At 37.7% G+C, this 13,987-nt stretch carries 9 protein-coding genes and 1 pseudogene; 9 read left to right on the plus strand and 1 reads right to left on the minus strand.

All coding sequences use genetic code 11. The features are described 5' to 3' along the window. The first annotated feature begins 48 nt into the window (after positions 1–48). The 3 genes and pseudogenes from AC3ZVC_RS15640 to AC3ZVC_RS15650 all read left to right on the plus strand — a co-directional run. Positions 49–1,071 (plus strand): Nif3-like dinuclear metal center hexameric protein, encoded by a 1,023-nt coding sequence (locus AC3ZVC_RS15640; protein ID WP_490064135.1) that lies wholly within the window; start codon positions 49–51, stop codon positions 1,069–1,071. A gap of 17 nt (positions 1,072–1,088) precedes the next feature. Continuing rightward, positions 1,089–2,210 (plus strand): hypothetical protein, encoded by a 1,122-nt coding sequence (locus tag AC3ZVC_RS15645; protein WP_490064136.1) that lies wholly within the window; start codon positions 1,089–1,091, stop codon positions 2,208–2,210. A gap of 934 nt (positions 2,211–3,144) precedes the next feature. Continuing rightward, positions 3,145–3,810 (plus strand): annotated as a pseudogene (locus AC3ZVC_RS15650) (homing endonuclease associated repeat-containing protein); the annotation flags it as partial. 323 nt (positions 3,811–4,133) lie between these two features. Here the strand turns inward: AC3ZVC_RS15650 and AC3ZVC_RS15655 are convergent. Then, positions 4,134–5,618, minus strand: a complete 1,485-nt coding sequence (locus AC3ZVC_RS15655; RefSeq protein WP_490064137.1) for an HNH endonuclease — start codon at positions 5,616–5,618, stop codon at positions 4,134–4,136. An 864-nt stretch (positions 5,619–6,482) separates the two neighbouring features. Between AC3ZVC_RS15655 and AC3ZVC_RS15660 the strand changes: the two genes are divergently transcribed. The 6 genes from AC3ZVC_RS15660 (at position 6,483) to AC3ZVC_RS15685 (ending at position 13,972) form a co-directional block, all read left to right on the plus strand. After that, positions 6,483–7,025: a helix-turn-helix domain-containing protein gene (locus AC3ZVC_RS15660; RefSeq protein WP_110063209.1), complete on the plus strand. Its 543-nt coding sequence runs from the start codon at positions 6,483–6,485 to the stop codon at positions 7,023–7,025. A gap of 150 nt (positions 7,026–7,175) precedes the next feature. Continuing rightward, the gene (locus tag AC3ZVC_RS15665) at positions 7,176–9,212 is read left to right on the plus strand and encodes a hydantoinase/oxoprolinase family protein (protein WP_490064138.1); all 2,037 of its coding nucleotides are present in this window, start codon (positions 7,176–7,178) and stop codon (positions 9,210–9,212) included. Beyond that, positions 9,209–10,876, plus strand: coding sequence for a hydantoinase B/oxoprolinase family protein (locus AC3ZVC_RS15670; protein WP_490064139.1), 1,668 nt, complete (start codon positions 9,209–9,211; stop codon positions 10,874–10,876). The genes AC3ZVC_RS15665 and AC3ZVC_RS15670 overlap by 4 nt, the downstream gene beginning before the upstream one ends. 150 nt (positions 10,877–11,026) lie before the next feature. Next, positions 11,027–11,467 (plus strand): DUF3830 family protein, encoded by a 441-nt coding sequence (locus tag AC3ZVC_RS15675; protein WP_490064140.1) that lies wholly within the window; start codon positions 11,027–11,029, stop codon positions 11,465–11,467. A gap of 28 nt (positions 11,468–11,495) precedes the next feature. Next, positions 11,496–12,821, plus strand: coding sequence for a purine-cytosine permease family protein (locus AC3ZVC_RS15680; protein WP_490064141.1), 1,326 nt, complete (start codon positions 11,496–11,498; stop codon positions 12,819–12,821). Positions 12,822–12,865: 44 nt separating this feature from the next. Continuing rightward, positions 12,866–13,972, plus strand: coding sequence for a M24 family metallopeptidase (locus tag AC3ZVC_RS15685; RefSeq protein ID WP_490064142.1), 1,107 nt, complete (start codon positions 12,866–12,868; stop codon positions 13,970–13,972). Positions 13,973–13,987 lie beyond the last annotated feature (15 nt).

Genomic DNA, 13,987 nt, shown 5'->3' on the forward strand with positions numbered 1-13,987 from the left:
TTGTGCTGACGGTTTTTTTTATAAAAAAATAGAGGAGGCAACAACATTATGAAAATAGTAGAAGATGTATTGAATGCGCTGGATGAGCTTACAGGAGGCAGAGTGATTAAATCTCTAAATGATATTACTAGAGGGGAGCATCCCTTTGTCATCATGAAGTCTTCCAACCTTCCCGGAAAAGAGATCATTGAAACGCCTGGTCTTGTCTATGGTGAAATGAAAAAAGAAGTAAAAAAAATAGCCGTTGCTATGACAATGACAGAGGGATGTATCGAACTTGCCGGCGCTACTGGTGTCGATGCGATTGTTGCTCATCATCCGATAGCTGAAGCGGCTAATTCAGGTGGTGTTATTTTGAAAAATTATCTGGATTTATATAATGTAGCTGCATTTGAATTGCATGAAGCTTTCCATGGGTTACATCCTGGTATCCCTTTTTTGCACGGCCATCAGGTATACAGGACAGAGGTCTCTTATGGAGGAGTACACGGAAATATATTATATGTGGGAAAAGTACTTCCAGAGGTAAACACACTAGGAGATATTTTAAACCGGTTGGACAACTTTATGGGTCTAGAGGACGAAGAGGCTTTATTACATACAGAAAAGGAAATACGCAATAGTTCATCTATGACTGAAACAAGTACAGTGACACGTGGGCGAATCGTTTGTGGAGAAGAAACCAGCCCTGTGAACAATATTGTGCACATTTTTCCGCATACAGGATTTTCCCCTGATCATTTACGTCAAGTCATCAAAGAACACCCGGAAGCTGATACTGTTCTCGCTTCGATTAGCCGGGTTTATGATGGACATCCTCTTATTGAAACGGCTAAGGAATTAGGACTTAATTTTATTATTGGAAACTGTCATGTGTTAGAAATACTTGAAAATGGTTTACCTTTAGCTTATGCCTTAGACAGATTGCTGCCTGGTGTTGAAGTGGTTGTTTTTCGAGAACGTGTGACAAGCATATCTCTAAATGAAATGGGGTCTCCTCAATTAAAGGAATATGCAGAAGAAATGGCAACTGGTTATCTTTTGAAAAAAACGGCTGTCAATCCACTATAAAAAAGGAGTGCAAGTAGATGAGTGAGGTTAAATCCTTAGTACAAAAAAATTTAGAAATAGAAGAGAATAGTGTCCCGATTCCTTTAACTAGAAAATGGACCCGAATCGAAGTAGTGGGTCTTGGGTTAGTCATAATCTCACTTTTAGTATTGTTGCTCACGCCAGGAACATTAGCTGGTTTATTTACTTCCATTGTCGATAACGTTTTCCCTATTATCGTAGAGGTATTCTTAACCGGCACTGTTGGAGTTTCAATTATGGTTAGTGTCATTATTGGCCGGGTACTGGAAAGGCTAGGGTTTACTGATGCTTTGATTCGGATCTTTATCCCTGTTACAAAGCTGATGAAAGTGAATTCGGCTGTTATTATTCCAAGTATATATAATATTCTTGGTGATATTAATGCTGCCGGAAAAATTGCCGGACCGATTTTGATCCGTTCGGGAGCAACAAAAGCAGAGCAAAAAATAGCGGTAGCAACCATGGTTCAATCGCAACAGTCCTTTGCTACATTTATGTTAGGTATGGTTGCTTTAACCGCTGTTGGGGCTAATGCCTTTGTCGTTGTTGTGTTAGCGGTTTTTATGCCTGTCATCATTGTCCCTTTTCTTCTATCTAAAACCCTTTATCTGGATACCAGGGCTGTTCAAATTGAGAAATTGCCTCAATTCACACCTAATACAGGATTTCTGCCTACATTGTTTAATGCAGCCCGGGAGGGAGCAGAGCTTTTATTCCTTCTTATTATTCCGGCTGCAGCTGTCGTTTTTGCTGGTATTGGTGTTTTGGACTATATAGGGATTTGGTCAAAATTTGAATCCGGCTTGTCGACAGTATTGTTAGCTTTAAATATTCATCCTGAAACCGGTATTCTTTCAATATTGGCTAGCCCGGCGCTGGCAATGGCCCAGTTATCAGAAGTTGCTGGAACTTTGGATCCGCGTTTGGTCATTGGATCATTCGTGTTAGCGTCATCCGGTTTACCATTGTCTACTATCTTTGGTCAAGTCCCGGTTATATGGGCAGCTAATTCTGAACTTAGTGAAAAAGAAGCAATGGGAGCAGCTGTATTAGGAATTGTCATGCGCATAATTACAGCCTTTTTAATTGTTTATTTCCTAACACCGATATTAGTTTAAGAGGATGAGATGTGAAGATCATATGCAAAGAATATAAATCTGGCTGTTTATAGGAAAAATGAGCTGGTGGAACCGCCGTTATAGCTGGAAATATATCATAGTTATTCAGCGGTATTATATGGTTTTTAAGGCGGCAGATTATTTGCCATTCTATAATTTGGTGATTATAAAGGAAAGATCCATATAAAATTGATTAGATGAGGTTCTTTTTATTGATTGGGGATCTAAATAGAGCACTGTTCTTTTTGTAAGATTGTTTTCCTTTTGCCATAAGTGTAGAACAGTTGTTCGTTCAATAGGCTCCATAATCCCTTTATCTGGCACTAAGAGTTCAATTTTAAGATCAGCCAGGGGGGATTCTGGACGGCTAATGAGCTTACAAGAGGCTGTTTGTAAAGGTTCAAAGCGGTTTATTGTATTTTCGGATAAATGGTGGATCCTCCCCGTAGCTGCAATTCTTTTCTCAGGGAGAATCATTCCGGATTCATGGTAGATGTCTCTCCCGATTGATGAAGGAATCTTTTTTTTGTTCCATAAAATGGACATTGAAAAAGTGTCGCCCGGTAAAACAGACCATGATCTTTTTGATATCAGTTCAAACCCAATAAAGGACAAGGCTCTCCCCTCTTTTCTATTTGCTCGATACTGATGTTTATGCTCTAGAAAGCCAATGATAACTGGTTGATAAATAAAATTATCGAGTAAAGGGTGTTTCCTGAATATTTACTAAAAAATTCTTAGATAGAAATTCTTTCTTTAGAGGTTTGATTATAGAAGTCAGTTTGAAGGTAATCTTTAAATATAGTTTATGAAAGATGGTTTTGGTTGAGGATGTCCATTCTAAAGAGACATCCTTTTTTTTGTTGCAGAAAAATAAGTGCCTGTCCCCAAGCCCTGTAAAGCTTTACCGTACTTGGGGACAGGCACTTTTTATCAAGTAATTAATCTTCTGCAAGAAATGACAAAGAAGAAGTAGCCAAGAAAGGAAAAGCTTCTTCAAGATTATCAGGAATTAAAACTCGAGCTAGGCAGAAGACCAACTTATTTGGAACTGCATCTAAAAGGTGCAACAGACTCTGTCCAATATAAGCAGGAATTCAAATCTTATCACGGTTTCCTGGCATGGGCAGACGAGTTAGATGAAAGTGAAAAAAGAGTGTACAGCCGATATAAGGACTGGTTGTTAGAGGTTGAAAGAACAGGAATGGCAAAAAGCTACAAAATGGTTGTACTGCTGGCAATGTTAGAAAGAGGGCCAGCTCACTGGTATGATCCTATTACTCCAGAAGAGGTAGCACCATTTTTCCATCACTATTTAATGGAGAAAGAACACCGGAAACGAATTGATTTCTCTGACAAAGCATCTAAGAGGTTATGGGATTATGATGAAGCAGGGGTTAGCAGTTTGATCAGCCGGATGCCTATGACCAAATGGAGTGGAAGTTCAAAAGGGCTAATTAGTTTTGAGGACGGTATTTTTAAGCTAAAGTTTAATGTAGATAGAGATGATGAAGAGATTTTATATGGATGGACAAAAGAGATCTGTGAGTACCGATTACATTGGCATTTTGAACGGAAGGGCAATTCCTCAATAAGTTAAGAATTCGTTAGTTATAAAAATGTGAAAGAACCGACCAATTTTATTCGGTTCTTTATACCTGATACCTAGTAAACCAAAGCAGGTATTACTTCTGCCGATTTACTGCCGTTATTCATTAAAGGTGTAAAGTGAGCTATTTAATCCTTATGTTTAGTCTTTTAAGGATACTACCACTGGTGTTCATTAATAATTTCGAATATCTTAGGGTGGATTTTGAGAACTATATAAGGTGAGAAAGTTCATGATGCAAACAACATGTTTGAACAAATATTCCATATGGACTGTATTAGTATAAGCCAGAAGTATTTCAAGATTTACTTTAATTATCCATAAAATAGTACTTCAAGTCGTTGGATTACTCCTATCACTTCCTCCATTAACTTGCTTTCATCCTTCTGATTAAGCTGCAGGAGTATATGATCTAAACTTTTTTCTACTTCTTCTTGAAGCAACTTTTTATCCATTAAGAGGTCTTGTGGCTTGAGCTGACTATACTTATTTTTTTGGTAGTTGGTTAAACATTTTTTAAATGCTTTTTTAATATCAGCTGTTTCAATAGCTCCATGACAAGAAGCACATAGAGTTACGAGGTTATCCTTGTGATGAATCCCGCCTTTATTCCTAGGAATTTTATGATGTACATGTAAGTCTGTTTCACCTTCGCAAATTACACATCTACATCCGTCTCTATCTTTAACCTCCTTTTTGAGTTGTTCAGTAAAAGGTTTATGCCAGAGATTGCTAAATGTAATATTGCCTCCTTTTTTTTGAATAATATCCATAACTTCTAAGTGTGGACCAATTATCATCTCTACCAAGCTCATGATGCTATCGGCTAAATTATCTTGTGAATCTATTTCTTCCTGTTCATAGTTCTCTTCGGTTGCTGCCTCATCAAATACTATTTGAGACAACTCCGCTACAAAAGGAACTATTGTTTTACGATCTATTTCAATTAAATCTCTAGCTTCACTATAAAAGGTTTTTAAGTCTATAGTTTTCCATTCCTTAATGTGGTGCTTTAAAACAGTTGGTATCATATTTCTCCATGAATTGTCGATTTTTGGAATATTTGAGTTTTCTATGGTTCTTGTGATGCCTTCCTTATATTTTGATAAAACTTCTAGTGGGTCGTAACTCTCTAGCTCATCTTCAAGTTGAAGATCCTCTAAAACACCTAAAAAATCTTCTAATTCATCTCGGCGGTTTAATTTGTTTGTAACACTTAATAAAACTTGCACTTCCTTTTCTATGGATTCTATGGTGAGTTTGTTCCAATTAAAAATTGACAATTTCACATAGATTGGTACTTCAGAATGCCATTTCTCTGTTAATGGAATGGAAATCTGCTTCCTTGTATTTTCTAAATGTTTCAAGAATACAGATAAATCTTGAGTTATTAAGTTATCCTCGTCCCTAAGGGATTCAATTTCAGAAAAGGGAATATGGGCCCAGTCCTCAAACAAATCTTTATAATTATACAATTCCATCTCATTCACTAAATCAATAATTTGCTCTATCAATTCATTTTTTTTGTATTTAATTGATGTATGATTTTCTTTTTGCATTAACTCTACTTTAGTTTTTTTAATTTTGGTCTCAAAAGGTGTATGCGGAATTACCGATTGATCACTCATACTTACTAGGAGATTTAACAGTACATTTAGTTCTTCTGTTGTCAGGTTTGGCATCTTTCTAAGAGTTTTTATTTTTAAAAAAGGTATATCTTCCCATCCCTCAATTTCCTTTACATTTAAAACATCAACAAGATTAATAATGTTATTAATTATTTGATCCCTTGTATACATTTGCTACACCTCTGGTTTTTAAAAAATTTCAAAATTTTATAGGGGAATTATGGTTTTTAATGACTTTTGTACCTAAGTTAATTATACAATGATTTGAACGATCCAGGGACTTTATAAAGGATACTCATAGGAAAAGGTGACAATTTAAGATTGGAGGTACTAACTAATAAAATGTGATCCTGGGTATTTTCTTTTTATATTCTAGTAGTTTAAAAAATGAGCGGATTTTACGGATATAAATGAACTTAATTAGAATTAGAGATTCATTGAACATAATTTAACAAGTGCCTCCCCTCGAATCAAAACATGAAAACACAAGACATGGAAAGCATTCTTGCAAATCTGCGCAAAATCTGTCTTGCACTTCCCGAAGCTGTTGAATACATCGACGAATTCGGTCACAATACTTTTAAGATCAATGGAAAATCAATCGTGATATCAGGTGAAAGTAACAAAGGGTTCAGCCTGTCGTTCAAGTCAGACCGGGAAACACAGGGTTTACTACTGCAGAAAGAGCATTTTTTCAAAACCCCATATATAGGACAACACGGCTGGGCATCGTCCTAAATCCAGATGGGGAAGACTGGGATGAATTAATCGATCTAATTCAAGAAGCCTATTTACGTGCGGCACCGAAGCGGTTGGTTAAGGATTGGATGGAGATGCATAATAAGTGAAGAAAGGCGGATGATCTGCCTTTCTTTTTTGCGTTCTCGGCTTACAGAATCTGCTCAACAAAAATGAAGAGGCATCTATAGATAAAATTTTCAAAATATTGTTTCAATTCACTCCCTTTTATGGTAATATCATAATTAGTTATGGGAATACTGTAATTATTTTTAATATACAGAAAGGATTTTACTTATGGAGGAAATTTATAAAAAGATAAAACAACTGCGATTTGAGAGTGGAATGACCCTGAAGGAACTAAGTGAAAAGACAGATTTATCTGTAAGCTTCTTATCTCAAATCGAAAGAGGGGCATCCACCCTAGCTATTACTTCATTAAAAAGAATTGCTGAAGCCTTTGGAGTGAAAATGATTCACTTTTTCGAAGAACCGGAAAATGTTAATTATGCAGTTCGGAAAGAGGACCAAAAACCTTTTAAGATCGAAACCTCTGAATCTACCTACGTAAGGCTGAGCAGCAATTTTACTGATAGAAAGATTGAGCCATTAATAATAACAATGATGCCGCAGCAAAAGGATAAAGAATTCGTTAGACACCCCGGAGAGGAATTTTACTTTGTTCTTAAAGGTGCAGTTCTTATACGTGTTGATCAAAACGATTACTATTTACGGGAAGGAGAAGCTATTCATTTTCCATCAACACAACTCCATATGTGGGAAAACCCTCTAGATCAAGAAACAGTTATATTATCTGTGGTAACTCCAGTTATTTTTTAAATAATGTTCCATTCATTTTCATTAAAACGATAAGTCCATTGAAAGGGGGAATGTTTCTAATCCCGATATCACTGTATCATTAGTTAATTATGTTTCGATGTCGCTGTCTTACAAAAAGTTCAGAATATGATAGAAAGGGAGGAAACATAAATGTCACGTTATCGGCTTGGTGTAGATATTGGAGGGACCTTTACTGACTTAGTTATTTTCGACCGAATGGAAAATGTTTATCATACTAAAAAAGCTCTTACCACTCCTCATAATTTAGCAGAAGGGGTTTTAGAGTGTATTGAACATTATGTTGATGATCTTAGTGAAATTGAATATTTTGTTCATGGAACAACATCTGGTTTAAATGCTTTCCTAGAAAGAAAGGGAGCAAATGTAGCTCTTATCGTAACAAAAGGTTTTAGAGATGTTTACGAGATAGGCAGAGCTAACCGCACGGAAATGTACAATATTCATTTCAATAAACCCGCAACTCTAGTTGAGCGAGAGCATATTTACGAAATAAACGAAAGAGTTACATTTGATGGTTCTGTAGTAAAGCCAATAGATGAGGAAAATCTCCTTCAAATAATTGAGGAATTAAAAGAGAAAGAATATGATGCTGTTGCGGTATGTTTAATGCATGCCTATCGAAACCCGGACCATGAGGGTCATATTCGCAGAGCCATCGAGAAGGAGTTGGATATTCCAGTCTCACTATCAAGTGATATAGCTAGAGAATGGCGTGAATATGAGCGAGTGAGTACAACAATTATTAATGCATACATCGCACCTATTGTGAAAAAGTATTTGAAAATTTTAGAGCAAGAAGTAGAAAAAAGAGGTTTTAAAAAGGATATCTATATCATGCAGTCTAATGGCGGTGTAATGACATCAAAAATTGCAAAAAAATTACCTCTGCAGACTCTTATGTCTGGCCCAGTTGGCGGTACCATTGGCGGTATGAATTTAACAAAGCTGACTGGTGATAAAAATTTAATTTGTGTAGACATGGGCGGAACAAGCTTCGATGTCAGTATGATCATCAATGGAGAGCCAGATGTAATTGCAGAGATAAACATGGAAGGTTTCCCTATTCTTTCACCAATGGTCAATATACATACAATTGGCGCTGGTGGAGGTTCAATTGCATGGATTGAAGCAGGCGGTTTAAGGGTAGGGCCGAAAAGTGCAGGTTCATCTCCTGGGCCAGCTTGTTACGGAAAAGGCGGTAAACAGCCCACGGTTACTGATGCAAATCTAGTTCTTGGACGAATTGATGAGAATAATTTCTTAGGTGGAGATATTAAGTTAGACAAACAGGCAGCTATTGAAGCGATTACAACGGTTGCAGACCAGATCGGTTTATCCGTTAAGGAGACTGCGGAAGGAATTTGTGATATTGCAAATGCAAAAATGGCTGATGCTATTCGTACATTGACAGTTAAGCGCGGTATTGATCCCCGAGAGTTTACTCTAGTGGCCTTTGGGGGAGCGGGGCCAATGCACGCCGTTTTAATTGCTGATTTACTTGATATGAAAAAGGTTTTTGTTCCAAGTGTTTCTGGCACCTTTTCTGCATGGGGGATGCTTCAGACAGACATCCGATTTGATACCGTTCGGAACTATGTGGCTACCAAAGGCCAGGTTGAAATGCCAGAAATAGAAACAAAATATGAAGAAATGAAACAGGAAAGTATTACAGTGTTAAATCAGCAGAATATTGAAACGGGTCAAATTCGTTTCCAAAATAGTATTGATGTTCGGTACACAGGGCAAGAGTACACAATTAACATATTAAATGACACCAATAATTTTGAGCAAATAGAACAGGATTTCCATAAAGCACACTTAGATATTTATGGCCACAATAATCCAAAAGGGCTAATAGAAATAGTAAACCTTAGAGTCACCGCCTTTGGAGATTTGGAGAAAATTGAGTATGTAAAATCTCAGGAGCAAACTGAACAGCAAGCCACACCTAAATCTACTAGAAATGTAGTATGGAATAACGTGGAAGCGGAAACAAAGGTTTATTCTACAGATTCACTTGTAAACGGAAACTATTTCAATGGACCTGCTATAGTCGAAGATAAAAATTCAACACTGGTTATTCCGCCAAAACACTACATTCACATTGATGAATATCAGAATATTGAAATTGTTAAAGAAACAGCCGAACAGGAGGTATTAGTATGACCATTCAGCAACAGGTTTATTTAGAGAATCCGGTTACTACAGAGATCGTAAGAAATGCACTTATTTCTGCAGCGGATGAAATGAATGCCAGTCTTGCAAGAAGCGCTTTTTCACCAATCATTTATGAAATGAAGGACTGCAGTGTTTGCATTTTTAACAGGGATGTCGAGCTGTTAGGACAATCTGCAGGGCTGCCAATCTTCCTCGGTAATATTGATGAATGTATCAAAGTTACAACGGAAATGATTGGAGGAATTGAATATTATAATGATGGTGATGTTTATATATTAAATGATTCATATATTGGCGGAACCCATCTAAATGATGTCACGGTCTTTTCACCTATTTTCTTTAAAGAAGAATTAGTAGGATTTACGGCCAATCGCGCACACTGGCTTGATATTGGATCAAAGGATCCGGGCTATCCAATGGATGCAACAAGCATTTATCAGGAAGGAATTCGTATTCTGCCTACAAAAATTTATGACAAAGGCAAGCCAATTGAAGATGTAATCAGGCTTATTGTTTCCAATAATCGTTTCCGCGAGGCAGCACTAGGAGATTTAAATGCTCAAATTGCAGCCTGCAGAACTGGAGAAAAAAGATTCAAAGAGTTAATCATTCGGTTTGGCATTGATCGGATCAATCGCTGTATTCATGATATTTTTAAACAATCAGAAGAAATGGACAGAAGCGTTATCCGCAGCATTCCAGATGGAGTTTATGAAGCGGAGGGATTCCTTGATAATGATGGTGTCAAGGATGAGCCTATTCTTGTAAAAGTACAGGTCAGAGTAGAAGAGGAAAACATTACAATTGATCTAACGGGTTCTAGTAAACAACGCTTTGGACAAACGAATTGCGGATATGCTCAGACCATCTCTGCATGTCGGGTTGCATTTAAAGATTTAATTAGTCCTTTTTCCCCGGTAACGGGAGGGAATTTTAGGACAATGAATGTTATTGCTCCGGAGGGAACGATCTTCCATGCAACGGAGCCTGCTCCATGTGGATGGTATTTCACGCCCCTAGGCATCCTAATTGATTTAATTATTAAAGCATTGTCTCCTGTTATGAAGGAAAAAGCGGCTGCCGCCCACTATGGAGATTCGATGGTCGTTACCTTTGCAGGCATGGATGAAAATACAAATGAATCATTTTTAAGTGTTGAAGCAACTGCCGGTGGATGGGGTGCTTTCCATTCAGGTGATGGACAATCAGCGTTGATTAACCATGTTAGCGGAGATTTTAAAAATCTTCCGATTGAGGTATTTGAGTCGAAATATCCAATTAGAATCAATCAGTATGCACTACGGGAAAATTCAGGCGGTGCGGGTAAGCATCGGGGAGGCCTTGGAGTCGTACGAGAATACGAGATTTTAAGTGATAATACATCTGTATCCCTATGGTTTGAAAGATCAAAAACTCCTGCATGGGGATTATTTGGAGGTCATTCAGGAGTAGAGCCTGATGTTGAAATTGTGTCAGAAGGTAAGCCAGAACATTTACTGAAGGTTAACGGAAAAAAGATTAAAAAGGGCGATATCCTTATCGCAAAAACAGGGGGAGGGGGAGGATTTGGGGATCCGGCTGAAAGATCTGCAATTGATATCGAAAGTGATTTAAGAAATGGTTATATTACAAAGCAGCGGGAAGTGCTTTAGGTAATATAAGTTGAAAAAGTAGCTAACGAGTTGGGAAGGAATCAACGGTTCTTTTTATTGTTTTCTTCCTCACTTTTCATCACAAAAAAACTGATAATTCAGAATTAATGGAACATTACTCTCTTAACGCAATGAGGATGTGCAATAGAATTGAAACGAATACTGCTTAAATTTGAAAACGGAGAAGAAATTACAGCTAGTATGCTTGAGGAGAAGGCTCCTTATACATGCGAAAAAATTTGGAATTCACTTCCTCTTGAAAGCGTTGTTACACAATCCAGATGGTCTGGCCGGGAGGTTAATTTTGCCTACACTGAAAAAGATATGCCGCCAAGGGAAAATCAAACCATATTTACAAGTGTAGGCGAAGTTTGCTACTGGAGAGATTGGAACTGGGAAGGGGAGGGGGACCATCCGCAGGCAATAGCAATCTACTATGGGGCTGAAATGGCAAGAAGCCACAGAGGCCATGAACCAGTAAATATATTTGCACAAGTAGATTATCATGAGCTTGAGCGACTGGTACAAATAGGAGAAAGAGTATGGCTTGAGGGAAAACAAAAAATTTTTATTGAAAGAATAGATGAATAGATTAATTACTTAAAAAGGGGGAAGATATATGGCATCTATGGATGATGATAAAGCGCTGGCGAAAGTTCCGGAATCAGAACGGCAACACTGGATTGTTCCTGCAACTATATTTGGTGGATTAGAATTTTCGGTTCCAGTTATTATGATTGGTGCTGCATTAGCGGGGAGCTTCGGGCTTTCAAAGATCCTGCTTATCCTATTAATAGCTCTTGTCATTATACAATGGATAGGAAATGCTCTTCAAGGATATCTTGGGGCAAAGACTGGGCTCCCTTCCGCAGTAATTGCTAGAACTAGTTTTGGTTCAATACAAGCAAGATTTATTGTCGGTTTGTCATTAGTTGTTATGAATGTAGGCTGGTTTGCTGTAAATACAGCTGTTGCAGGGAATGCTATTTCTGCTGTTTTTGGAATCGATTATACAGAGCAATGGGCTATTTGGGCTCTTTTAACATTAATAGCTGGTATACTTTTTTCTGTCCCGGCTATCATTGGGTATAATTCAATGAAGTGGACAGATTATTTAGCGGTTCCTGCTGGATTGCTTCTCATTTTTGCTGGTGTATTTTACTCCTTGAAAGGTGCTGGCTGGGAAAAGATTATGGATTGGAATCCAGAACCGTCTATGACCTTTTTAGGCGGGATTAGCCTAATCCTGGGCGCGAATGTGGCTCAATGGTTAATTGCATCAGACTATACGCGGTATTCAAAACCAACAGTTAAAGATCAGATGTTAATTCCCCTTGGTATTATTGTGATCGGATTTGTCTTTTTCATGACAGGGGCTGTTATGTCAGTTGGCGTAGGAAATGCAGATATTGTTGCTGTAATGCAGGATTTAGGTTTTCCGTTTTGGGGATTCTTAATCCTATGGTTAGCTTTATGGACGAGTCAATTAGTAGCATGCTACTCAACAGGGCTTGCTGCGGCAAATATGTTTAATATTGATTCTGGAAAAGGCCGAGCCTGGTTAACAATAGCTGGATCAATAGCTGGAATTATGTTAGCTGTTGCAGGCATATTAGCCTATTTTATGGACTTCCTCATCCTATTAAGCGTTATTTATCCAGCTATCGCTGCGGTTATGTTTACAGACTTTTTCTTTATACGAAATAAAGAGTGGGAAGATAAATCGGGGTGGAATTGGATTGCAACTCTTGCGTTAGCATTAGGTGCATTAGTTGGGTACCTAACACAATATGTATTTCCAATGGGAGTTCCTGCTGTTCAATCACTTTTAATTTCTGGAGCAGTTTACTTAGCAGGAATGAAAATTAAGGCAAAGGTTAAACCGGATCATTTTACAAATTCGGACATAAAAAATAATTCGCTAGGTAACGTGGTTAATAAATAAATAATAGAATTTACTTGTTAATTTCATTAAGGAGTGTACTTCCTGTGCAAGAACATCATAAAACTAGATTACATGCATTAACAAACTATTTAGAGACACTGGGGGCAGATTTAGGAATAATTAAAGATCCTAAAAACGTCTTCTATTATACCGGATTTAATTCTGATCCTCATGAGAGATTTATGGCTTTAGTGATTGATTTAAAAAAACAAAGACAATATTTGTTTGTTCCTGCCCTGGACCTGGAAATTGCAGAGGAACATTCCTGCGTAAGACAAATTGTACCAATCTCAGATGAGGAAAATCCATACAAAGTAGTGGCTGATACAATTGGAAATGAAGTGAAATTGATTGGATTAGAAACAAAAGTCATTTCCTTATTCCAGCAGGAACAGTTTAATTATTTCTTTGAAGGATTTAGCTATAAGAATATCGGCAGCTTTATTGCTGGCCAAAGAATGAAAAAGACCCAAGCGGAAATAAATAAAGTTCAGCATGCCATTCATGTGATTGAGAAGGTAATGGGTGAGGGAATAAAAAGGGTTAGAGAAGGAATGTCAGAGTCAGAGTTTACGGCAGAGCTTGAGTATTTGATGCGAAAATTTGGTGCAGATGGTCCCTCATTTTCAACGATTGTATTGTCAGGTGCAAAATCTGCCCTGCCGCATGGCCAGCCAGGCAATAAGACAATTAATAATGGTGAATTCCTATTAATTGACATGGGCGTCATCGTGGATGGTTATTGCTCTGACATTACACGCACATTTGTCATTGGTGAAGAAACTGCAAAGCAGCGAGAAATTTATGACATAGTTCGCAAGGCAACAGAAGCGGGTGTAAAGGCAGTTAAAGCAGGTATCCCTTTGGGGCAAATTGATATTGCCGCTCGAAGTGTCATAAAAGAGGCGGGCTACGGCCGGTATTTTAACAACCGTGTCGGACACGGATTGGGGATAGAAGTTCATGAAGAGCCTTCCGTTCATGAAAAAAATGAATCTATAGCAGAAAGCGGGTTATTATTTACAGTTGAACCTGGTATTTATATTCCAGGATATGGGGGAGTCCGAATAGAGCAAAATGTCTATATTGACGAGAATGGAAATGGAAAGATGCTTACATCATTTCCTACAGAATTAATTCGGATTCAATAAAAAAAATCAGCGGCA

This window comes from Cytobacillus sp. C11.1 (assembly GCF_058145115.1).